Annotated in this window: 22 protein-coding genes and 1 pseudogene; 15 read left to right on the forward strand and 8 right to left on the reverse strand. The window is 60.1% G+C overall.

What is annotated here, in order from left to right; translation table 11 throughout:
• Nucleotides 1-9: 9 nt before the first annotated feature.
• The 5 genes and pseudogenes from ACEN8R_RS18125 to gpgF all read left to right on the forward strand — a co-directional run.
• Nucleotides 10-1,041 (forward strand): annotated as a pseudogene (locus ACEN8R_RS18125) (HAMP domain-containing protein); the annotation flags it as partial.
• A gap of 93 nt (nt 1,042-1,134) precedes the next feature.
• Nucleotides 1,135-1,899 (forward strand): methyl-accepting chemotaxis protein, encoded by a 765-nt coding sequence (locus ACEN8R_RS18130; RefSeq protein ID WP_425439644.1) that lies wholly within the window; start codon nt 1,135-1,137, stop codon nt 1,897-1,899.
• A gap of 186 nt (nt 1,900-2,085) precedes the next feature.
• Entirely contained in the window at nt 2,086-3,207 is a 1,122-nt protein-coding gene (gpgS, locus tag ACEN8R_RS18135) for an N-acetylglucosaminyl phosphatidylglycerol synthase (RefSeq protein ID WP_018926521.1), read from the forward strand.
• Nucleotides 3,200-3,976 carry an N-acetylglucosaminyl phosphatidylglycerol deacetylase gene (gpgD, locus tag ACEN8R_RS18140; protein ID WP_495624241.1) on the forward strand — a complete coding sequence of 259 codons (777 nt, stop codon included), beginning with the start codon at nt 3,200-3,202 and terminating at the stop codon, nt 3,974-3,976. Before gpgS ends, gpgD begins: the two co-directional genes overlap by 8 nt.
• Nucleotides 3,973-4,968: a glucosaminyl phosphatidylglycerol flippase gene (gene gpgF, locus ACEN8R_RS18145; protein ID WP_495624242.1), complete on the forward strand. Its 996-nt coding sequence runs from the start codon at nt 3,973-3,975 to the stop codon at nt 4,966-4,968. The genes gpgD and gpgF overlap by 4 nt, the downstream gene beginning before the upstream one ends.
• A 19-nt stretch (nt 4,969-4,987) precedes the next feature.
• Here the strand turns inward: gpgF and ACEN8R_RS18150 are convergent, their stop codons facing one another.
• Both ACEN8R_RS18150 and purU read right to left on the reverse strand, forming a co-directional pair.
• Nucleotides 4,988-5,164, reverse strand: a complete 177-nt coding sequence (locus tag ACEN8R_RS18150; RefSeq protein ID WP_258613212.1) for a hypothetical protein — start codon at nt 5,162-5,164, stop codon at nt 4,988-4,990.
• An 81-nt stretch (nt 5,165-5,245) separates the two neighbouring features.
• A complete protein-coding gene (purU, locus tag ACEN8R_RS18155) occupies nt 5,246-6,094 on the reverse strand; it encodes a formyltetrahydrofolate deformylase (protein WP_018926525.1) in 849 nt (282 codons plus the stop codon).
• Between the two features lie 327 nt (nt 6,095-6,421).
• Between purU and mvaT the strand changes: the two genes are divergently transcribed.
• Complete coding sequence (mvaT, locus tag ACEN8R_RS18160) at nt 6,422-6,799, forward strand: histone-like nucleoid-structuring protein MvaT (RefSeq protein WP_007933316.1); 378 nt, start codon at nt 6,422-6,424, stop codon at nt 6,797-6,799.
• A 98-nt stretch (nt 6,800-6,897) separates the two neighbouring features.
• On the opposite strand, the gene sbcB is transcribed toward mvaT, so the two are convergent.
• Complete coding sequence (gene sbcB / locus ACEN8R_RS18165; RefSeq protein WP_138866909.1) at nt 6,898-8,328, reverse strand: exodeoxyribonuclease I; 1,431 nt, start codon at nt 8,326-8,328, stop codon at nt 6,898-6,900.
• Between the two features lie 183 nt (nt 8,329-8,511).
• Here sbcB and ACEN8R_RS18170 point away from each other — a divergent pair, with 183 nt between their 5' ends.
• The 8 genes from ACEN8R_RS18170 (at nt 8,512) to ACEN8R_RS18205 (ending at nt 16,432) form a co-directional block, all read left to right on the forward strand.
• The gene (locus ACEN8R_RS18170) at nt 8,512-9,237 is read left to right on the forward strand and encodes an RDD family protein (protein ID WP_018926528.1); all 726 of its coding nucleotides are present in this window, start codon (nt 8,512-8,514) and stop codon (nt 9,235-9,237) included.
• Nucleotides 9,234-10,211: a stage II sporulation protein M gene (locus ACEN8R_RS18175; protein ID WP_064616342.1), complete on the forward strand. Its 978-nt coding sequence runs from the start codon at nt 9,234-9,236 to the stop codon at nt 10,209-10,211. Before ACEN8R_RS18170 ends, ACEN8R_RS18175 begins: the two co-directional genes overlap by 4 nt.
• The gene (locus ACEN8R_RS18180; RefSeq protein ID WP_495624243.1) at nt 10,198-11,742 is read left to right on the forward strand and encodes a DUF4129 domain-containing protein; all 1,545 of its coding nucleotides are present in this window, start codon (nt 10,198-10,200) and stop codon (nt 11,740-11,742) included. Before ACEN8R_RS18175 ends, ACEN8R_RS18180 begins: the two co-directional genes overlap by 14 nt.
• Nucleotides 11,739-12,902, forward strand: coding sequence for a DUF4350 domain-containing protein (locus ACEN8R_RS18185; RefSeq protein ID WP_111454700.1), 1,164 nt, complete (start codon nt 11,739-11,741; stop codon nt 12,900-12,902). Before ACEN8R_RS18180 ends, ACEN8R_RS18185 begins: the two co-directional genes overlap by 4 nt.
• Nucleotides 12,899-13,900, forward strand: a complete 1,002-nt coding sequence (locus ACEN8R_RS18190; RefSeq protein ID WP_064616339.1) for an AAA family ATPase — start codon at nt 12,899-12,901, stop codon at nt 13,898-13,900. The genes ACEN8R_RS18185 and ACEN8R_RS18190 overlap by 4 nt, the downstream gene beginning before the upstream one ends.
• Nucleotides 13,901-14,048: 148 nt before the next feature.
• Nucleotides 14,049-15,380: a DUF58 domain-containing protein gene (locus ACEN8R_RS18195; RefSeq protein WP_495624244.1), complete on the forward strand. Its 1,332-nt coding sequence runs from the start codon at nt 14,049-14,051 to the stop codon at nt 15,378-15,380.
• A gap of 142 nt (nt 15,381-15,522) precedes the next feature.
• On the forward strand, nt 15,523-15,771 hold the full coding sequence (locus tag ACEN8R_RS18200) for a hypothetical protein (protein ID WP_064616337.1): 249 nt from the start codon (nt 15,523-15,525) through the stop codon (nt 15,769-15,771).
• A gap of 274 nt (nt 15,772-16,045) precedes the next feature.
• Entirely contained in the window at nt 16,046-16,432 is a 387-nt protein-coding gene (locus ACEN8R_RS18205; RefSeq protein WP_370741096.1) for a DUF6124 family protein, read from the forward strand.
• Nucleotides 16,433-16,485: 53 nt separating this feature from the next.
• Here the strand turns inward: ACEN8R_RS18205 and ACEN8R_RS18210 are convergent, their stop codons facing one another.
• Nucleotides 16,486-16,845, reverse strand: a complete 360-nt coding sequence (locus tag ACEN8R_RS18210; RefSeq protein WP_258613208.1) for a PilZ domain-containing protein — start codon at nt 16,843-16,845, stop codon at nt 16,486-16,488.
• Nucleotides 16,846-17,082: 237 nt separating this feature from the next.
• Complete coding sequence (locus ACEN8R_RS18215; RefSeq protein WP_018926536.1) at nt 17,083-17,457, reverse strand: tetratricopeptide repeat protein; 375 nt, start codon at nt 17,455-17,457, stop codon at nt 17,083-17,085.
• A gap of 173 nt (nt 17,458-17,630) precedes the next feature.
• Between ACEN8R_RS18215 and pyk the strand changes: the two genes are divergently transcribed.
• Nucleotides 17,631-19,082, forward strand: a complete 1,452-nt coding sequence (pyk, locus tag ACEN8R_RS18220; RefSeq protein WP_018926537.1) for a pyruvate kinase — start codon at nt 17,631-17,633, stop codon at nt 19,080-19,082.
• 97 nt (nt 19,083-19,179) lie between these two features.
• On the opposite strand, the gene ACEN8R_RS18225 is transcribed toward pyk, so the two are convergent.
• From ACEN8R_RS18225 to ACEN8R_RS18235, 3 genes are all read right to left on the reverse strand, one after another.
• The gene (locus ACEN8R_RS18225; protein ID WP_258613207.1) at nt 19,180-19,929 is read right to left on the reverse strand and encodes an enoyl-CoA hydratase-related protein; all 750 of its coding nucleotides are present in this window, start codon (nt 19,927-19,929) and stop codon (nt 19,180-19,182) included.
• A gap of 132 nt (nt 19,930-20,061) precedes the next feature.
• On the reverse strand, nt 20,062-20,997 hold the full coding sequence (locus tag ACEN8R_RS18230) for an iron-sulfur-binding ferredoxin reductase (protein WP_258613206.1): 936 nt from the start codon (nt 20,995-20,997) through the stop codon (nt 20,062-20,064).
• Nucleotides 20,990-22,096 (reverse strand): GGDEF domain-containing protein, encoded by a 1,107-nt coding sequence (locus ACEN8R_RS18235; RefSeq protein WP_026286454.1) that lies wholly within the window; start codon nt 22,094-22,096, stop codon nt 20,990-20,992. The genes ACEN8R_RS18230 and ACEN8R_RS18235 overlap by 8 nt, the downstream gene beginning before the upstream one ends.
• Nucleotides 22,097-22,548: the final 452 nt, after the last annotated feature.

The raw sequence follows: 22,548 nt of genomic DNA on the forward strand, positions 1-22,548 counted from the left end.
CCCCAAGCCATGAATAAAAATCTGCGCTTCAGCCATAAGATACTGCTTGCCGCCGCCCTGATCGTTATTGCCGCCTTCGCCTCCTTCACGCTGTACAACGACTATTTGCAGCGCAATGCGATTCGTGAAGATCTGGATAACTATCTCACCGAGATGGGAGACGTCACCGCCAACAACATCCAGAGTTGGCTCGCCGGTCGTATCCTGCTGATAGAGAACCTCGCTCAAAACATTGCCATCAACCCCGAACAATCCAACGTCGTCAGTCTGCTTGAACAAAATGCTTTGGCATCGACCTTCATGGCCAGATACCTGGGTGATGCCAGCGGCAACTTCATCAACCGCCCGGACTCCAAGATGCCGGACGGCTACGATCCCAGAGTTCGCCCTTGGTACAAAGGCGCGGAAAACAGCAACGGCTCGACGCTGACCGAACCTTATGTAGATGCGGCGACCGGTCAAACCATCATCTCCATTGCCACCGCTTCGAAAAAGTCGGGGAAAAGCGTGGGGGTGGTAGGCGGTGACTTGAGCCTGCAAACCCTGATCGACACCCTGATCGCGCGTGATTTCGGCGGCATGGGCTATGCCTTTCTGGTCAGCGCCGACGGCAAGATCCTGGTTCATCCGGATAAAGCCATGGTGATGAAGTCCCTGAGCGAGGCGTACCCGAAAAATACCCCACGCATTAGCAGCAACTTCACTGAAGTAGACGTCGACGGCAAAACCCGCATCGTCTCTTTCACCCCGATCAAAGGCTTGCCGTCGGTCAACTGGTACATCGGCCTGTCGGTGGACAAGGACAAAGCCTTCTCCATGCTCAGCGAATTCCGCACCTCGGCGATCATCGCGACCCTGATTGCAGTGGCCATCATCATTGGCTTGCTGGGCATGCTGATCCGCCTGTTGATCCAGCCGCTGCACGTGATGACCCGCGCCATGGAAGACATCGCCGACGGTGAAGGCGACCTGACCAAACGCCTGACCATCCAGAATCAGGACGAATTCGGCGTCCTTGGCACGGCGTTCAATCGTTTCGTGGAGCGAATTCATACATCGATCCGCGAAGTGTCCTCGGCCACTGGCCAGGTCAACGAAGTGGCCTTGCGGGTGGTGGCGGCCTCGAACTCGTCGATGTTCAACTCCGACCAGCAAGCTTCGCGCACCAGCAGCGTCGCCGCGGCCATCAACCAGCTCGGCGCCGCGGCTCAGGAAATCGCCCGTAACGCCGCCCAGGCATCGAATCAGGCCAGCGATGCCCGCAGCCTGGCCGAAGACGGCCAGCAAGTGGTGGATCGCAGCATTGCCGCGATGAATCAGCTGTCGAGCATGCTCAGCGCTTCGAGCACCAACATCGAGTCGCTGAACAGCAAAACCGTGAACATCGGGCAGATTCTCGAAGTGATCACCAGCATTTCCCAGCAAACCAACCTGCTGGCGCTCAACGCCGCCATCGAAGCAGCGCGGGCCGGTGAAGCCGGGCGCGGTTTTGCCGTGGTGGCCGACGAGGTACGCAACCTGGCGCACCGCACACAGGAGTCGGCGCAACAGGTGCAGACCATGATCGAGGAGCTGCAAGTCGGCGCCCGTGAATCCGTCAGCACCATGAGCGACAGCCAGCGCCACAGCCAGGACAGCGTGGAAATCGCCAACCTGGCGGGCGAGCGCCTGAACAGCGTGACGTTGCGCATCGGCGAAATCGACGGCATGAACCAGTCGGTGGCCACGGCGACCGAGGAACAGACGGCAGTGGTGGAGTCGATCAATGTGGACATCACCGAGATCAACACGCTGAACCAGGAAGGCGTGGAAAACCTGCAATCGACCCTGCGGGCGTGCTCGGACCTTGAGCAACAGGCTTCTCGATTGAAGCAATTGGTAGGCAGTTTCCGTATCTAGCGTCTGAACTGGCCTCTTCGCGGGCAAGCCTCGCTCCTACACAGGTATATGTGTAGGAGCGAGGCTTGCCCGCGAAGGCGTCCATCCAGACACCGCAAATCCCGCTGCGCCCCCCCACCGCAAAACCCAACCGAACATCTATCCTTCATATAGGTCAACCAAAGGGAGCACATCGAACCCGGAGGGATGTTCATCGTGCATATCGCTGACATAACCATGTTCTACGCCCCTGCCAGCGGTGGCGTGCGCACGTATCTGGATGCCAAGCACCGTCGTTTGGGCATCAAACCCGGCATTTGCCATAGCCTGCTGATCCCAGGGGCGCATTTGAGTGAACAGGATGGTGTCTATACGGTTCCGGCCCCCGCCCTGCCCTTCGGCAAGGGTTATCGCTTCCCCCTCCGTCTCGGGCCGTGGCGCAATGTTCTGCGAGATTTACAACCCGATCTGATTGAAGTCGGCGACCCTTACCTGACCGCCTGGGCCGCTTTGGACGCCAAGCGACAACTCGATGTGCCGGTAATCGGTTTTTATCACTCCGACCTGCCGATGCTGGTCAGCAATCGCATGGGCAACTGGGTTACACCCAATGTCGAGGCTTATGTCAGCAAGCTCTACGGCAACTTCGACCGGGTTCTGGCGCCAAGCCAGGTCATGGCCGACAAACTGATCGGGTTGGGGGTGAAGAACGTTTTCGTACAGCCCCTGGGCGTCGACCTGCAAACGTTCAACCCCAGCGTTCGGGATCCAGGCCTGCGGGCCGAATTGGGCATCGATGAAAACACTCACCTGCTGATCTTCGCCGGCCGTGGCTCCAAGGAAAAAAACCTGCCGGTGCTGCTCAACTGCATGAAACGCCTGGGTCGTCGCTACCACTTGCTGCTAGTGGGCTCGTCGATGCCGACCCTGGTGCCGCGCAATGTCACCGTCCTCGATGAATTCTGCCCGGCAGCGCAAGTCGCACGCCTGATGGCCAGCGCCGACGCGCTGGTGCATGCCGGCGACCAGGAAACCTTTGGCCTGGTGGTTCTCGAAGCCATGGCCAGTGGCATTCCCGTGGTGGCCGTGGCGGCCGGGGCTTTCCAGGAGATTGTCACCGATCAATGCGGCTTGCTCTGCGCGCCGAACAATCCAGTGGCGATGGCCAACACCGTTCGCGAACTGTTCAGCCAAGGCAGCGCCGCGTTGGGCAAACAGGCCCGCCGACATGTCGAGCAACATTACGCCTGGGACACCGTGGTCCACAGCCTGCTGGGGCACTATCACGCCGTACTCGGCACGCAATGGCCGCTGATCGCCAATGGCTGAGCCCATGAACACACCCAGTCTGTTGTTGGTGCTACACGACGTTGCACCGCAGACCTGGCCCGATTACCAGGCCTTCGTCGAAGCCGTCGACGCATTGGGTACAGTGCCGATGACCTGGCTGGTGGTGCCGAATTTCCACAAACATGACGACCTTGACGCACATCCGGAGTTTCGACGTTTGCTGAGCCGTCGCGTCGCTCGCGGCGACGAACTGGTACTGCACGGTTACTACCATTGCGATGAAGGGCCGATTCCCACCACTCCCCGAGACTGGTTCATGCGCCGGATCTATACCCATGAAGGCGAGTTCTATGACCTGCCTCTAGACGCCGCCCTCGCCCGCCTGCGCGCCGGAATCGAGGTATTCCATCGCTACAACTGGCCGCTCGAAGGCTTTGTCGCCCCCGCCTGGCTGATGAGCGAAGGCACCCGTCAGGCGTTGCGTCAGTTACCGCTGCGCTACACCAGCGATTCGCAGCACCTGTATCGTTTGCCGGATTTCACTGCGATCGATGCCCCAGGCCTGGTCTGGAGCGCACGCAGCGCCTGGCGCCGTGGCCTGTCGAAAATCGTCAGCGATCAACGCGAACAGCGCTGGTGCCAGGCGCCGGTGATTCGTCTCGGCCTGCACCCGGTGGACATGCGCCATGAGTTCTCGCGTCAGTATTGGCTGCAAACGCTCAAGCGCTTACTCGACGAGGGCCGTGTGCCGATGACCAAGGCCGGTTGGTTGAAACTGCAACGCGACCCCATCGGTCGCGCAGCATGAGCCGGGGAATTCTGCTGGTCATCGCGCTGCTCGCTGCGGTGCTCATCCCGTCGTTGCTGGGCGGCGGCGAGACATGGTCGCGGCTGCAAAGTTTTCCGTTGGAATGGCTGCTGATCATGTTCGGCATGATCCTGTTGTGCTGGGCGCTCAACACCCTGCGCTTGCGCCTGTTGCTGGGCGATCAGCGTGACAAGGTGAGCCGACTCAAAAGCCTCGGGGTGGTGATGTCCGCCGAGTTCGCCTATTGCGCCACCCCCGGCGGCAGTGGTGGACCGCTGACCATCATGGCCCTGTTGGCGCGCCATGGCGTGCGGCCGGCCAGGGGCAGCGCCGTGTTCGCCATGGACCAGTTGAGCGACTTGCTGTTTTTTCTTTGCGCGCTGAGCGCGATTCTGATTTATGCACTGTTCCAGCACCTCAGTCAGCGCCTGGAATGGATGCTGACGGTCAGCGCCATCTCGTTGTTCGGCGGGCTGTTCAGCTGTGTATTGATGGCTCGCTGCCACCGTTCGCTGATTCGCCTGAGTGGTCGGTTGCTCGCCCGTTTCAATGTCAAGGAAGCGACCCGGCTTCGTTGGGCGCGAAAGCTCCTGCACTTCCTGGCGGCATTCACCGACACACTGAAGTTACCCTTTCAAACATTGATCACGGTGTTTGCCCTGACCTGCCTGCATTGGATCTTGCGGTATAGCGTGCTGTATCTGGCATTACGCGGGCTGGGCGTGGACTTGCAATGGGCCTGGTGCTTTCTGATCCAGATGCTGTCATTGAGTGCGGGGCAATTCAGTCTGTTGCCGGGCGGTGCCGGGGCGGCGGAACTGACATCGGCGGCGCTGCTGGCGCCGATGGTGGGGAAATCCACCGCGGCGGCAGCGATTCTGATCTGGCGGACGGTGACTTATTACTTCTATCTGGTGGTCGGTGGCCCGGTGTTTCTGCTGATGCTCGGGCGGCCATTGCTGAAGAAGTTGATGAAGTTCAAGCAAGCTTAAAGATCGCCACAGGGTCTTTTCAGGCCCCCCTGGCTGTATCGTCGGAATCGTCCTGCAACTGCTCCCACAACTCGGCGGCGCCGGGAAACTCCGTGCCGTCTTCGGGGCTCAGGTCGTCCGGATCGTAGCGGCTCAAACAGCCCTCGCCCAATGTGGCGGGCGCCTTGGAAACGGCTTTATCCAGCGGATCGGCCATGGTCATGTCCTCGGTGCAGAAACGGCGAAGGGCCTGAAGCGATTGAACGCCCAGGCCCTTCGGATTTCAACCGTATGGTTGTCAGAACACGACGGTTTTGTTGCCGTGCACCAACACCCGGTCTTCCAGGTGGTAACGCAGGCCACGGGCCAGCACCATTTTCTCGACGTCACGACCGAAGCGCACCATGTCTTCAATACTGTCGCTGTGGCTGACACGCACCACGTCCTGCTCGATGATCGGACCGGCGTCCAACTCTTCGGTGACATAGTGGCAAGTGGCACCGATCAACTTCACACCGCGCATCGAAGCCTGATGATACGGCTTGGCGCCGACGAACGACGGCAGGAAGCTGTGGTGAATGTTGATGACTTTGTGGGCATATTCGCTGCACAAGTCAGGCGGCAGAATCTGCATGTAACGGGCAAGTACCACCACTTCGGCGTCGTGCTGTTTGACCAGGCGCGAGACTTCGGCGAAGGCCGGTTCCTTGTCCTGCGGGTTGACCGGTACATGGTAGTAAGGAATACCGTGCCACTCGACCATGCTGCGCAAATCGTCATGGTTGGAAATCACGCAGGCGATTTCGCAGTCCAGTTCGTCGCTGTGCCAGCGGTGCAACAAGTCAGCCAGGCAATGGGACTCACGGCTGGCCATCAACACCACGCGCTTCTTCTGCTCGGTGTCGGTGATGCGCCAGTCCATCGAGAACTCTTGGGCAATCGGTGCAAACGCTTCGCGAAAGGCTTCGATACCGAAAGGCAGCGAATCGGCACGAATTTCGTGACGCATGAAGAACCAGCCACTCTGATTGTCCGAGTGATGGCTCGCTTCAGTGATCCAGCCGTTATGTGACGCCAGAAAGTTACTGACTTTAGCAACGATACCGACGCGGTCCGGGCAAGCAATCACCAGCCGAAAAGTGCGCATGAGGGGGAAACTCCAGAACTTCGCAAAGGCCGCCATTCTAGCGATTGCGCAGCAAAACTGCAGTATTGATGACGCGCGGCTGCGGATTGCGGTCATCGGCACAGGTTCCGGCGGTGCCATACGCCAGTGCATGGTGCTCTTGTAGCCAGCCTTCAAGAGGTTAACTGTGAATATTTGTGACGCTATTTAACTGTCTCTCCAATGTGTGTCCTATTCACCGCAACTAATTTAAGTAAAACTTCGGTTAAATGTTTACTTGATGAAACACCCTGACTATTATTGTCGCACTGTCACCCTGTCATCCAGCGCCAACATAAGGTAGTCCTCATGTCCTTGATCAACGAATATCGCGCCACCGAAGAAGCTATCAAAGAGCTGCAAGCCCGTTTGAAGAACCTGTCCCAAGACGACAAACTGCAAACCGAGCTGGAATTCGAAGGCAAATTGCGCACCCTGATGGGCGAATACTCCAAATCCCTGCGTGACATCATTGCCCTATTGGATCCAGAGTCCAAAACCAAGGCTCCACGTGGCGGCGCAGTAAAAACTACTGGCACCAAGCGTGCTCGCAAAGTTAAACAATACAAAAACCCGCACAACGGCGAAGTCATCGAAACCAAAGGTGGCAACCACAAAACTCTGAAAGAGTGGAAAGCCAAGTGGGGCGGTGACGTGGTTGAAGGCTGGGCTACCCTGCTGGGCTAAGCCACAAGCGCGTCGCAGACTGATCCGCGACCAAAAGAACGCCAGCAAATGCTGGCGTTTTTTTATGCCCGGAATTCAATCGCAAGTCATTTTCGTTTTCAAATATTCAAACGTTTGCGTAATGCCTGGACATGAATCTGCCATTCATCCAGAACCTCTTGCTGAAACGATGTAGGACTAATCGTCAATTGGGCGGCAGCTGTCAGAAAACTTTCCAGCGTATTGGGAGCGCCCCACTCCGGTGCGGACAAACGTTGCTGACAGAATATTCGCCAGCGCTCTTGCTCTTCCAGGCTCAACGTATCGGGAAAGTTGCGTGCGCGATAACGAAACAATAATTCGGGCAAGCGTTCATCATCGAAAGGCCACTGCTCTTGTGCTAATTGCGCAGGGTCGGCGGCTCTGACTTGCTCACATAGACGTCGATCCCGATCGCCAATAAAACCGTCGTATAACTGTTGCTCGGGGTCCAAGCTCGTGGCGAAATCCTCGCGGGCATAAATTCCCGAGACTTTATCTTGCCAAAGTTGTTGTGCGGCACTTAGCCGCAGCGCCCGTTCCTGATAGAGCGCCATGTCCAGCCCCAAACGTTGCTGATCTTCGGGACGAAGTACCGATAACGGCGCCACGACCGGGCACTTGTTGATGTGTATGAGCTTGAGCGGCACGGGCAGTTCGCCTTCGGCCAGATCGTCACGGCGTGTATAAAGCCGCTGACGCAAGGTTTCGGTATCCAGATCGAGCAGCCCCTGAGGGTCCAGGTGCAGGTCACAGACAATCAGCGCGTTGCGATTGCGTGGATGCCAGGCCAGTGGCAGGACCACGCCGACATAATGGCGGGCCGCCGAAAAGCGTCCGGAAATGTGCACCATCGGCTGCAACAGCCGAATCTGGTCCATCACCTTTTGTTTGCTGCGTAACTGAAACAGCCAGTCATACAACTTCGGCTGTTTTTCACGAATCAGACGCGCCAGGGCGATTGTGGCGCGAACATCCGATAGCGCCTCGTGGGCATTTCCGTGATCGATGCCATTGGCGGCGGTCAGGCGTTCGAGCTTGAGCGTCACCCGCCCTTCGTCATCCGTGGGCCAGACGAAGCCATCGGGACGCAACGCATAAGCCGCGCGTACGATGTCGATCAGGTCCCAGCGGCTGTTGCCGCCCTGCCACTCCCGTGCGTAGGGGTCGAAAAAGTTTCGATACAGGCTGTAACGGGTCATCTCGTCGTCGAAACGCAGCGTGTTGTACCCTGCCCCACAAGTGCCGGGCAGGGCGAGCTGGGCATGAACCCGTGTCATGAAATCGGCTTCGCTCAAACCTTGCTCGGCCAGAAGGCCAGGCGTGATACCGGTGATCGCGCAGGCTGCCGGATGCGGCAGGATGTCGTCACTGGGCTGGCAGTAGAGATTGACCGGCTCGTCTATTTCATTGAGATCGAAGTCGGTGCGAATCCCCGCCACTTGCAACGGACGGTCGCAACGGGGGTTGATGCCAGTGGTTTCGTAGTCGTACCAGAAGATCGAGGTCACGGGTTGTTCCTGAACAGAAGACCGGCGAAGTCTAGGCGCACACAGGCTGCCCCGACCAGAATTCTTGTTATTCAATCACCTCTGGCCACGCACCGTGCAATACATAGTTATGTCGTTTTCCCCCGAGAGGCTGCTAGCATCGAACGGACATCGAATCGCAAACCGGCCACAGCAAGGTTGCCCATGCTCGAGACCACAGCACTGCCACGGAAAGCAACGCTGGCCCCGCCACTGGACACGCGGTATCAGGTCGAAACGCCCGAAGGCATCGACTTGCCACTGCGCCCGGCCGGGTTGATGGTCCGTGCGCTGGCATTCACCATCGACCTGGGCCTGCGCGGGTTGATCCTGGGCCTGCTGTTCATGGTGCTGGCGTTCCTCGGCAAACTCGGCGCGGGGCTTGGCTCGATTTTGCTGTTCGTGGTGAGCTGGTGGTACATGGTGCTGTTCGAGGTGCTCAATCAGGGGCGCTCGCCGGGCAAGCAATGGATGGGATTGCGCGTGGTGCACGACGATGGCACCCCGATCGGCTGGTCCGCGTCCTTGCTGCGCAACCTGTTGCGATTTGTCGACATGTTGCCGTTCGGCTACTTCCTCGGGGCGATCAGTTGCCTGCAACATCCCACCTTCAAACGCCTCGGCGACCTGGCCGCCGGCACGCTGGTGATCTACCGCGAACAACCGCTCACCCGACCGCAGTTACCCGATGCCCCGCCGCGCCGTGCCGCTTTCGCGCTGACGCTGACCGAGCAACGCGCCATCCTCGGGTTTGCCGAGCGCCAGGGTGAACTCTCCGAGGCGCGGGCAGGTGAACTCGCCTCGATACTCGCGCAACCGCTGCACGTTTCAGCGCCGCAGGCCGTGGCCGAACTCAACGGCATCGCCCGCGGACTGTTGGGCCCGACATGAAGCAAAGCCTATTCGAAAGCCGCCACAAGACCGAATGGGAGCAGTTTGCACTCATGCTCGAACGGCTGGAACGCGGCAAGGAAACCTCGCGAGTCGCCAGCTTCCCCAGCGACTATCGACGGCTCTGCCAACACCTGGCCCTGGCTCAGGAGCGTGGTTACAGCAGCTTTTTGGTCGACTCGTTACAGCAACAGGTGCTGCGCGGGCATCAACAGCTTTATCGGCATCGCAGTTGGCTGAGGGCCAACGTACTGAGCTTCATCCTTGCCGACTTCCCGCGACTGGTGCGCGAACAATGGCCCTTCGTGCTTGCCGCCAGCCTGATATTTTTTGGCAGTCTGATTGGCATCGGGCTGCTGGTGTATCTGTTCCCGGAACTGGTCTACAACCTGATCCCGGCCGAGCAGGTCAGTGAGATGCAAAGCATGTACGACCCTGTCGCCGGTCATCTGGGGCGCTTGGCAGAACGGGCGGCCAGTGAAGACTGGGAGATGTTCGGTTACTACATCATGCACAACATCGGCATCGCGTTTCAGACCTTCGCCAGCGGTTTGCTGTTTGGTCTGGGCAGCGCGTTTTTCCTGTTCTTCAACGGCTTGATGATCGGTGCGGTGGCCGGGCACCTGACGCACATCGGCTACGGGCAAACCTTCTGGTCATTCGTGATCGGGCACGGCGCCTTCGAACTGAGCGCCATTGCCCTGGCCGGTGCCGCCGGCCTGCAACTGGGCTGGGCGTTGATCGCGCCGGGACGTTTGCCCCGCGCCGAAGCCCTGCGAGTGGCGGCGAGCAAGAGCGTGTTGCTGATTTGCGGGGTCATGCTGTTTTTGTTGATTGCAGCGTTTATAGAAGCCTACTGGTCGTCGCGGACCGGAGTCACGCCGCTGACCAAATACCTGGTCGGCGCAGCGCTCTGGGTGTTGGTCGCGACTTATCTGCTGTTTGCCGGACGGACCCGCCATGCGCCTGAGTGACGCCAGTGCAGTGATTCGCCCACGCGCAAACTGGGAAGCCATGGACCTGGGGGTGCTGCTGAGTCAGCGCCATCGACGCCTGTTGATGACCAGTTGGGCGATCGTGACCCTACCGATTTTTACCTTGCTCAGCTTGATGCTGTGGGAGTCGCCCTCCCTCGCCCTGTTCCTGTTCTGGTGGCTCAAACCGGCGTTCGATCGGCTGCCGCTGTACATCCTGTCCAAAGCCATGTTCGGCGAAACACCCACACTGAAACAGGCCCTGCGCCAATGGCCGCGCCTGCTCCCGCCGCAACTGCTGGCCAGCCTGACCTGGCGCCGCCTGAGCCTGAGCCGCAGCTTTCTGATGCCGGTGGCGCAACTCGAAGGCCTGGAGGGCGAAGCACGACAACAGCGTTTACGCGTGCTGTTGCAGCGCAATGCCGGTGCCGCGCAATGGCTGACGATCATCGGCGTGCACCTGGAAACCGCGTTGTGGATCGGCCTGATGGTGCTGTTCTACATGCTCTTGCCGCTGCAGGTCGAACTCGACTGGGGCTGGCAGACCTTGATTGCCGCCGCCACACAAGACTGGCGCTGGCTGGAACACCTGACCAATGCTTTTTACGCCCTGGTGCTGGTGGTCTGGGAACCGATTTATGTCGCCTGTGGTTTCAGCCTTTACCTGAACCGGCGCACACGGCTGGAAGCCTGGGACATCGAACTGGTGTTCCGCCGCTTGCGCCAACGCCTGAGCAGCGCAGTCATCACGCTACTGCTGGCGGCGTTTGTGCTGGTGCCGACGGGGCAAAGCGTATGGGCCGCCGAACCGGGCATGTCACCGGACAGCCCGCGTCTGCTGGAGCAACCGCTGACCAGTCAGGCATCCCGAGACAGCATCAAGGCCATCCTCGATCAGCCACCGTTCAAGAACAAGGAAACGGTGACCCGCTATCGGTTCGGCGAAGACAAGCCCGCCGACGATACCGCGCACGGTGGTCAAACACCCGCCTGGCTGAAAGCGCTGTTCGGTTTGCTCGACAGCCAACGTTTCGGCGCATTGGCCAACCTGATCGAGGTGTTGCTGTGGGGCGCGGTGATCGGCGCCATTGGCCTGTTGATCTGGCGTTACCGCGACTGGTTGCAGGCGTTCGTCAGCCGCCGGCCAGCGCTCAACCGAAAAGTGACGCGACCATTGCCGCAGCGGGCGTTCGGCCTGGACCTCAACCGCGAAACCCTGCCCGCCGATATCGCGGCCAGCGCCGAAGGCCTCTGGCAAACTAACCCGCGTGAAGCCCTTGGCTTGCTCTATCGCGCCTTGCTCAGCCACTTGCTGAACGACTTCGACATGACGCTCAAACCCGCCGACACCGAAGGCGAAGTGCTTCAGCGCGTTGAACAATTGAAGCAACCGGCGTTGCTGGCCTTCAGTAAAAACCTGACCGCACACTGGCAGAACATGGCCTACGGGCATCGCCTGCCACCGGCGCATTTGCAACAGGAACTGTGTGACGGCTGGCGCGCATTGTTCGGCCCCGGAGCGGTCCGTTGAACCGCAAGGCATGGCTGGCGGTCGGCGGGTTCATCGTCGTGCTCTTGGGTGCGCTGAGTGCTTACCTGTATTTCAAGGCCACGCCCTATCAGGTACAAATCGAACACGGCCCGTCCCCTGAAGCCCAGGCCAATCCCTACCTGGCCGCCGAGCATTTTCTGCGCAAACAGGGCCTGACCGTCAGCCACGCCAACAGCCTCGACATCCTGCCGACCCTCGAACCGCGTCAGCACAGCCTGTTGTTGCTCGGCGACCGCTCGAACATGTCGCCGCGCCAGGTGGATCAGGTGTTGAACTGGACCCGGGCCGGTGGGCGCCTGGTATTCGTCGCCGAAGCCCTGTGGGATGAAAAGAACGGCCAAAGCAATGACCTGCTGCTCGACCGGGTGCAGTTGCACCAGTTCCTGAGCAAAGACCTCAAGGACTCGCCTCCCGATCTGCGCGATGATCCCTACCCCAAACTGACCAAGCTCTATCTGGAAAACGAAGAGGCGCCGGCCTACTTCAGCTTCGATACCGCGTTCCACCTCGACGACCCGAAAAACCTCGCCCAGGCCTGGGCCAACAGTGGCAAGGCCACGCACATGATGCAGCTGAGCCACGGGCTGGGTTCGATCACCGTGGTCACCGATGCCGACCTCTGGAAAACCCCGGCCATCAACCAGTACGACAACGCCTGGCTGCTGTGGTACCTGACGGCCGACACCGATGTGACCCTGCTGTTCAATACCGAGCACGACAGTCTGCTGACCTTGTTGTGGCGTTACTTTCCCCAAGCCCTGGTGGCCCTGATCGCCTTGATCGCTTTGGGTTTCTGGCACGTTGGCGTGCGCAGCGGCCCGTTGCTGGAGCCGGCCCCAAGGGCGCGTCGGCATCTTCAGGAACACCTGCGCGCAAGCGCCGATTTCATGCTGCGCCGCAGCGGTCAGCACAGCCTGTTGCACGCCTTGCAGCAAGACATCCTGCGTCGTGTCCGCCACCGTCATCCCGGTTTTGAACAACTCGGCGTCGCCGAACAATGGCTGGTGCTCGCACGCCTGACCGGCCACCCCACACGCGCCATCAGCCAAGCCATGAGCCCGCGACCGAAACAGCGGCTGTCCAGCGCTGAATTCAGCCGTCAGGTCGCCCACCTGCAAACCTTGAGGAACGCCTTATGAGTGAACAGATCGAGCCCGGCACCCAGACCCACGCCGCCCAGCAGCGCCAGCGCGCCGGCCAGTTGGCCCAGGCGATAAGAACGGAGTTGCAAAAAGCGGTGATCGGCCAGAACACCGTAATCGATGATGTGCTCACCGCCCTGATCGCCGGCGGCCATGTGCTGCTCGAAGGCGTGCCGGGGTTGGGCAAGACGTTGCTGGTGCGCGCCCTCGCCCGTTGCTTCGGTGGCGAATACGCCCGCATCCAGTTCACCCCGGACCTGATGCCCAGCGACGTCACCGGGCACGCGGTGTACGACCTGCAAACCGAGCAATTCAAACTGCGCAAAGGCCCGTTGTTCACCAACCTGCTGCTGGCCGATGAAATCAACCGCGCCCCGGCAAAAACCCAGGCCGCGTTGCTCGAAGCCATGCAGGAACGCCAGGTCACCCTCGAAGGCCGCGCCCTGCCCATCGCCCAACCGTTCATGGTGCTGGCCACGCAAAACCCGATCGAACAGGAAGGCACTTACCCGTTACCCGAAGCCGAACTCGACCGCTTCATGCTCAAGGTGCGCATGGATTACCCCGAGGCCGATCAGGAATTGGACATGGTGCGTCAGGTCAGCCGCTCGACCCGCGCCGACATGCTCGATGTACAACCGCTGCGCACCGTGTTGCAAGCCAAGGACGTGCTGGCCTTGCAGCGCATTGCCAGTGACCTGCCGCTGGACGATCAGGTGCTCGATTACGCCGTGCGCCTGGCCCGCACCACCCGCACCTGGCCAGGCCTGACTCTCGGTGCCGGGCCTCGCGCCTCCATCGCCCTGGCACGTTGCGCCCGCGCCCGCGCCTTGTTGCGCGGGGGCGAGTTCGTGATTCCCGACGACATCAAAGGTTGCGCCCTGGCGGTACTGCGTCACCGCGTGCGGATTGCCCCGGAGCTGGACATCGAAGGGCTGGACGTCGATCAGGTGCTCAAGCAACTGCTCGACCAAGTGCCGGCGCCACGCCTGTGAACATGGCCATCCGGACCACCCCTGTGGCGAGGGAGCTTGCTCCCGCTGGGCTGCGAAGCGGCCCCAACATTTCTGATAGGGCGAAGAACTTGCCAGCGCTGCGCACTGGAGCGGGAGCAAGCTCCCTCGCCACAGGAACTGTGTGCCGATGAAACCATCCCGGCTTCTACTGGCCTGGCTTGCGGCCTTGCTAGCCATCGGCATCGTGCTGGGCGCCTTACGGGCGCTGGACATCGCCGTTCCATCTAGCCTTTTATCGATCAACTGGGGATTACTGCTGGCCCTGCTGGCCCTGGCGATACTCGACGCCATTCGCCTCAAGCGTTTGCCCTCACCGCGCCTCCAGCGACAAATGCCCGGCAGCCTGGCACTCGGTCGATGGAGCGAAGTGCGACTGGAGGTCGAGCATGATTTTACCCAGCCACTGAACATTCAGATCTTCGACCACGTACCCGACGGCCTGAGCGTCGAAAACCTGCCCCTGTCGGTCGAACTGCAACCCGGCCAACAGAGCCAGATCAGCTACCGCCTGCGCCCGCTCATGCGCGGCCATTTCAGCTTCGAATACTGCGAAATCAACCTGCCGAGCCCCATGGGGTTGTTGTCCGACAAACGCCTGCTCAACATACCCGACACCACCCGCGTCTACCCCGACTTCGCCCGCCTCTACGGCGGCCAGTTGCTGGCGGTGGACAATTGGCTCAGCCAACTCGGCGTACGCCAGCGCCAACGTCGCGGCCTGGGCCTGGAATTCCATCAACTGCGCGAATTCCGCGAAGGCGACAGCCTGCGCCAGATCGACTGGAAAGCCACCGCCCGCCAACGCACCCCCATCGCCCGTGAATACCAGGACGAGCGCGACCAGCAAATCATCTTCATGCTCGATTGCGGCCGTCGCATGCGCAGCCAGGACGGCGAGCTCGCGCATTTCGATCACGCCCTCAATGCCTGCCTGCTGCTCAGCTACATCGCGTTGCGCCAGGGCGACGCGGTGGGCTTGAGCACCTTCGCCAGCAACCATCCGCACTACCTTGCCCCGGTCAAGGGCACAGGCCAGCTCAATGTGTTGCTCAACACCGTCTACGACCTCGACAGCACCCAACGCCCGGCCGACTACCAGGCTGCCGCCACACAGCTACTGGCCCGACAAAAACGCCGGGCACTGGTAGTGCTGGTGACCAACCTGAGGGATGAAGACGACGAAGAGCTGCTGACTGCGGTCAAACGCCTGAGCAAACTGCATCGGGTGTTGGTGGCGAGCCTGCGTGAAGACTTGCTCGACAATCTACGGCACGCCCCGGTGCAGACCTTGCCTGAAGCGCTGGCCTATTGCGGGACGGTGGATTATTTGAATGACCGGGCGCAGCTCCATGAGCGGTTGAGTGCTCATGGAGTGCCGGTGGTGGATGCTCGGCCCCAAGAGTTGGGGGCCGAGTTGGTGACGGCGTACTTGGGGTGGAAAAAAGCTGGAACGATGTAACGTCGAATCGTATATAAAATCGTCATATCACGATGCCGACATGGATATGACGTGCGAGCACGTACTACAAGCCCTCAATCCGGGTACTTACGAAAACCAGTCCCACTCAACAACCTGAAAGCTCTATCGCAAGGAATCCATCATGGACGAGACAAAACTATTTGCTTCAGTGCTAACGCAGATCAATGAGAACCAACTGGCTTTGGGGGCCGCTATAGAAGAACTATCGAATTGGATAGCGCAACGAGGTGCTACCGAAATAGCGGATAACATCCGATGTGCATTGCAAGCGATAGATCGAAACCAAGAATTCATCTCTTTGGCACTTATTTCTATCTCCACCGATTTTAAAGAATCACAAGCTCCAAAAAAGCATGACCCTAATGACTAGCTAACCATCAAGAGTCGTAATTCTCCTCGGCTGTTACCCGATGCTCCTCATCGGGTAACAACTGACGTTCATGGTCAGTAATATGCTTGTTGTCCTCCTCCCGACTTCTCGAATAGCAGCGCTAACGGCTACAGAATGAAGCGCATCTGCCTACAAGTGTCAGCGACCCAGGCTGATTGTGGGTGGTGTCCGTCCCAACATAAGGTTCTCCTTCCCTCGCTGCCGTCCATTCGTCTACCTCCGAATCGGCGGTAGCTCCAACAAGGAGTTAACCGTGTCAATGCCTCGACCCAATTCACTCAATACCATCCCGCGTTCCCCCTACGGAACCCTCGACTCAAGAAAACTCCAAGACGCTGCCAACAGGGCTCTAGATCACTATCTCAAACAGGAAAACACTGAGCCGCGTTTTGCCAACGAACGCCCCACCGAGGAACGATCCATGAAAATGTTCACCGTTGTCCCCGATGCCAATCCCGAAGCCTTGACCATCGAGACCTACGAAACCTTTTCGACGGTCAGCATTCTGCTACTCGACCTGGCGGAAAGCCTGGACGACAAGCCGCGGCATCTGGCCATGGCAATTTACCGGATGAGTGAGTTGGGGCTGATGCTGGTGGAACGGTCGCTGGATAACGAGAAGGCGATTAAAACGACGTAGCGACGAATCCCAGTAGCAGCAGGCTGCGCCAGCTGCTACTGGTTGCGGATTTGTCAGGCTGAAGCAGGCAATGGCTGAAAGCTGAAATACTGCGTCAACGCCTCCACCAATTGCCCGTACTCCGGCGGTGCCCGTTGCAGGCTGAACCCGGCGTCGTAATGATGGGGCGTGACGTCTTCATGGCACCACAGACAACACGCCTTCAGGTCAATGATCTGCTGGCAGCCGTCGCTGGCGGGGATTTTCAATCGCAGGTCAAAGTCGACGCCCACCATTATCGGCAACTGGCTGATAAGCATCAGCCCGTCGTTGGACAAGTTGCCCAGAAAGCCGATGGGTTTGTCGGTGACGCTGTTGAACACTTTCAGAAAATACGGCAGTTGATGCCGCTCGATCCGGCGGTCGGTAAACATGCGCAAATGGCCCAGCAAGGCCCTTAAGCAGGGCCGCACTAATGCTTCGGAACGTGCCGGCTGCTTGATAAGCCTGGGCGCGCTCTCCCCGATCCTGGTGCGTCAGCCCTTACAACGCTGACGTTTACTGCTGCCGATCACAGGTATCACCCCGGTTTAGAGGCAAGGTTCTAAAACCGATCTCTTGGACTATAGCTCACCACCGCCGGGCGGCCAGCCGTTGCATGACAGCGGCCATCAGAACTGCGTCGGGCGCACGGCCGCCGCGCTGCGCGCTGGGTAATGGCCCAGGCTCTGCAAGGTTTCCAGACGGGCACGGGCGCGATAGGCATATTCGCTTTGCGGGTACGAGGCAATGATGAACTGATAAGTCTGCGCCGCATCGATGAACAGCTTCTGCCGTTCCAGGCACTGGCCGCGCATCATCGACACTTCCGGCTGTACGTAGCGGCGGGAACGACTTTCACGATCGACCTTGGACAGTTCGAGCATCACCTGTTCGCAGTTGCCGCGTTCGTAGGCGCTGTAGGCATTGTTCAAATGATGGTCCATCGACCAATGGGTGCAGCCCGCAGCACTGAGGGCAAGGACGGCAATGAGCACGAATCGCATAAGGGGATCTCCTGTCTTGCGCTCTGTATCGACCCGTTGTCGGAAATCTTCAGGATGGCGTGCTGCAAAGTTGTCACGTTCAATAAAGAAAGCAATAAGTAGTGCAAACGAACAATGACTACACCCAAAGACCATAGTAGCCTCTGCTAGCGCTTGAACTCAGGAGTCTTTGCATGTCCGTTCGTCGTACCAAAATCGTCGCTACCCTTGGCCCGGCCAGTAACTCGCCGGAAGTTCTCGAACAGCTGATTCTGGCTGGCCTGGACGTCGCCCGCCTGAACTTCTCCCACGGCACCCCCGACGAGCACAAGGCTCGCGCGAAGCTGGTGCGTGACCTCGCTGCCAAGCACGGCCGCTTCGTCGCCCTGCTGGGTGACCTGCAAGGCCCGAAAATCCGTATCGCCAAATTCGCCAACAAGCGGATCGAGCTGAAGATCGGTGATCAATTCACCTTCTCCACCAGCCATCCGCTGACCGAAGGCAACCAGCAAGTGGTCGGCATCGACTACCCGGACCTGGTGAAAGACTGCGGCGTGGGCGACGAGCTGCTGCTCGACGACGGCCGCGTGGTGATGCGCGTCGACACCGCCACCGCCACCGAACTGAACTGCACCGTGACCATCGGCGGCCCGCTGTCGGACCATAAAGGCATCAACCGTCGCGGCGGTGGCCTGACGGCACCGGCCCTGACCGAGAAAGACAAGGCCGACATCAAGCTCGCCGCCGAAATGGAAGTCGACTACCTCGCCGTGTCCTTCCCCCGTGACGCCGCCGACATGGAATATGCCCGTCAACTGCGCGACGAAGCCGGCGGCACCGCCTGGCTGGTGGCGAAGATCGAACGCGCCGAAGCCGTGGCCGACGACGAAACCCTCGACGGCCTGATCAAGGCCTCCGACGCGGTGATGGTGGCCCGTGGTGACCTGGGTGTGGAAATCGGCGACGCTGAGCTTGTGGGCATTCAGAAGAAAATCATTCTGCACGCACGTCGCCACAACAAGGCCGTGATCGTCGCGACCCAGATGATGGAGTCGATGATCCAGAACCCGATGCCGACCCGCGCCGAAGTGTCCGACGTAGCCAACGCCGTGCTCGACTACACCGACGCCGTGATGCTCTCGGCCGAAAGTGCTGCTGGCCTGTACCCGCTGGAAGCGGTGCAAGCTATGGCGCGCATCTGCATCGGCGCTGAAAAGCACCCGACCAGCAAGACCTCCAGCCACCGCATCGGCAAGGAATTCGAGCGCTGCGACGAGAGCATCGCGCTGGCAACCATGTACACCGCCAACCACTTCCCAGGCGTGAAAGCGATCATCGCGCTGACCGAAAGCGGCTACACCCCGCTGATCATGTCGCGTATCCGCTCGTCGGTGCCGATTTACGCGTTCACCCCGCACCGCGAAGCCCAGGCCCGCGCAGCGATGTTCCGTGGCGTGTACACCGTTCCGTTCGACCCGGCCTCGCTGGCACCGAACGAAGTCAGCCAGAAAGCCATCGACGAGCTGGTCAAGCGCGGCGTCGTGCAGAAAGGTGACTGGGTGATCCTGACCAAGGGCGACAGCTACCACACCACCGGCGGTACCAACGGCATGAAGATCCTGCACGTGGGCGACCCGCAGGTCTGAGTGACCGATTGCTGAAAAACAAAAGCCCCGCCATGTGAATGGCGGGGCTTTTTTCGTCTGTGGTGATCGTTCCCACGCAGAGCGTGGGAACGATCGGTTAGTGTTTGCTGATAAACGCTGACAACGCCGCCATCGCTTCCGGCGAGCGCAACCGCTGGGTGAACAACGCGCCCTCTTCTTCTATGACCTGGCGCAGCTGTTCCCGGTCCGGCGCTTTCATCAATTGCTTGCTGATGCGCACCGCTTCCGGTGGCAATGACTCGAACCGCAACGCCATCTCCCGCGCCTTGGCCAACGCCGCCTCGCCACTGCCCAAGGCCTCAGTCGCAATGCCCCACGCCGCAGCCTGTTCACCGCTGAACCCTTCACCCAACAGCAACAACTCCGCCGCTTTGGCCTGCCCAAGCAAGCGCGGCAGGATCAGGCTGGAGCCGAACTCCGGGCATAACCCCAGATTGACGAATGGCATGCGCAACCTCGCAGCCGCACTGACATAAACCAGATCGCAATGCAGCAGCATCGTCGTGCCGATCCCCACCGCCGCGCCGGCTACCGCAGCGATCACCGGCTTGCGGCACTCAAGAAGGCCGAGCATGAAGTGGAACACCGGGCTGTCGAGGTTGCCCGGCGGTTGCTGGATGAAGTCGGCGATGTCGTTGCCAGCTGTGAAGCATTCGGCGCTGCCGGTGATCAGCACGGCGTTGATGTCGGGATCGCTGTCGGCAAGCCGCAAGCCCTCCGCCAGTTGACTGTACATGGCGCGGGTCAGGGCGTTTTTCTTTTCCGGGCGGTTGAGGCGCAGGGTCAGTAAACCGCGCTCACGTTCAAACTGGATGGCGTCGGGCATGGCGTGTCCTGATCTGAGAGGATCAACTGTGGCGAGGGAGCATGCTCCCGCTTGAGTGCGCAGCGCTCACAAACTTTTGGGGCCGCTTCGCAGCCCAACGGGGGCGAGCCCCCTCGCCACAGCAATCAGCGCTCAACCATGGGGGACAAAGACATCCGCCAGCAGTTGATTGCGCGGCAAACCCGCCAGGTACAGGCGCCGGGCAAAGGCGTCGACGCTGTCGGGTGCTCCGCAGACTAAGGCCAGGGTTTGCCGGGAAACAAGGCGCAGTTGCGCCAAAGCCGCGGGCAACTCGGCCGCCGTCCACAGCTCGACATTAAGGTTTTCACGGCCCTCGGCCATGGCTTGCAGGGGTTTGGCCAGATAATGCTCACTGGCATCATGGGCCAGGTGAATGACGCGGATGGCGCCCTGGTGATGCTGACGCAACGCTTCGCGCAAGATGCCGAACAGCGGCCCCAGACCGGTGCCAGCCGCCAGCAACCACAGCGGTCGGGTGTGCCAGTCCGGATCGTAATGCAGCGCCCCGCCGCGCAACTCGCCGAGGCGGATCGGATCGCCGATTCTCAAGCGACGCGCCGCGTCACTGAACTCCCCCGGTTGACGGCAATCGAGGTGGAATTCCAGAAAGCGGTCTTCTTCCGGCAGGCTGGCCAGGGAATATGGCCGCGCCACCTGCCCCGCCCACAACACCAGATGCTGCCCCGCCTGATAGCGCAACGGGCGCTCGCTGGTCAGGCGCAAGCGCAATACGCTGGCGCTCAGCCAATCGCTGGCGACCACTTGCGCGGCAAGACCATCGCGCAACGGGTCAAAGGTTTCGACTTGCAGATCGTCAACCACCTGGCACTGACAGGCCAACCGCCAACCCTGTTGGCGCTGTTCATTGCTCAAGGCATCGGGACGGCTGTCGCTGGGCAGGCCCTCGACACATTTGACCAGGCACGCGTGGCAACTGCCGGCGCGGCAGCTATAGGGCACCGGCACGCCGTTTTGATTGAGGGCATCGAGCAGGTTACTGCCCGCCGCCACTGCCCATTGGCGTTCGCCGACCCGTAACTCAGGCATCGACATTCTCCCAGGCGGCCGCGCAACGGTTACGGCCGTCACGCTTGGCGCGGTACAGCGCCTGATCGGCGCGGTGCAAGGCGTGATCCAGATCGTGGCCCAGTTCCAACAAGGTCATGCCCGCCGACAGGCTGAGATGGGCGATCTCCAGGCCGACCAATTCGACATCCATGAAGGCTATGCGCAAGCGCTCGCAACAGGCCGTCAGGCGCTCGGCATCGCAATCGGGCAACAGCACCACGAATTCTTCACCGCCGTAACGGGCCAGAATATCGCCATCGCGCAGGCAGGCCGTGGCCACTCCGGCGAACGCTTGCAGCACCTGATCACCGGCGGCGTGGCCGTGAACATCGTTGATGCGTTTGAAGTGGTCGAGGTCGATCAGCGCCAGGCCATGCACCACACCGACTTCCATGGCATTCAACTCGCGGGAGGCCAGGCGCAGGAAATGCCGGCGGTTGAACAGCCCGGTGAGTTCGTCGGTCGCCACCAGGCCTTCGAGCTGGCGCATCATCCCGCGCAGGGTGTCTTGATGCGCCTGCAAGGCGAACCGCCGCTGCCGCATACGCTGGCGCGACACCTGGACGTAACGGGCATAGAGCACCAGCCAGCCGAGTACCACAAACAGCACGCACACCTGCAACAGGGACTGCGTCGGGTCGTGCAGCTCGAAGTGGTAGAGCTCCCATAACGTGATGGCGCTGAAACTGAAAAACACCAGCAACGCGCAACGCACAAAAGCAATACGCGACAGATGAAACAGCCCGAACAACAGGATCAGCAGGTAAAACACCAGAAACGCACCGCGCGCCTCGTCCAGATGGGCGATCAGCCAGGATTGCCAACCCAGCCCCAGCAGAATTTGCACTTCGGTCAGGCTGGGGTCGGAACACCGCAGGTTCGTGCCGCTGTAAAACACCGCGAACAACACGGCCTGACTGAACACCGTCAACACGCTGCCGATCACCATGCCAGCAAGGGAGTCGTTGTAATGGCCGGTGAAAAACGCCAGCCACACCAGCAGCAAGGCCAGGGCATAAGTGCCGGCCGCAAGGGCAAAGCGTTTGAGCAAAAGCCGCTGGATGGCGTTATGGGTCAATCGTTGATTCACCGTGCGAAAGGAGGCTGTCAGAGTGTCCTACTCTACAGGCCGGATGCCACTTTAGTGGCGAGTCTGATAAATGACCATTCAATTTTTGTGGCGAAAATCTGGCGTCAAACCCATGACCCGCTTCCTGTGAGTCGAGCCTTGCTGCATTCCAGGTAGCAGCTGCCGAAGACTGCGTTCGCTGTAGCAGCTGTCGAGCTTGCGAGGCTGCGTTCGGCTGCGAAGCAGTCGTGAATCCGGCTGACACGGTCTGCCTGACATACCGCAAATCTCTGATATTGCGACTGCTTCGCAGCCGAACGAAGCCTTCGGCAGCTGCTACAGGTTCGCGTTGTGCGGCTATATCAGGATTCGTGGCGATCCGCACCGGCGATGTATGCGACCAACGTTTGACTGTCAACAGATGTACCCGCCTTTGATGCGCGGTATACTGCCGCGCCTTT

This window comes from Pseudomonas sp. Pseusp15, assembly GCF_059492165.1.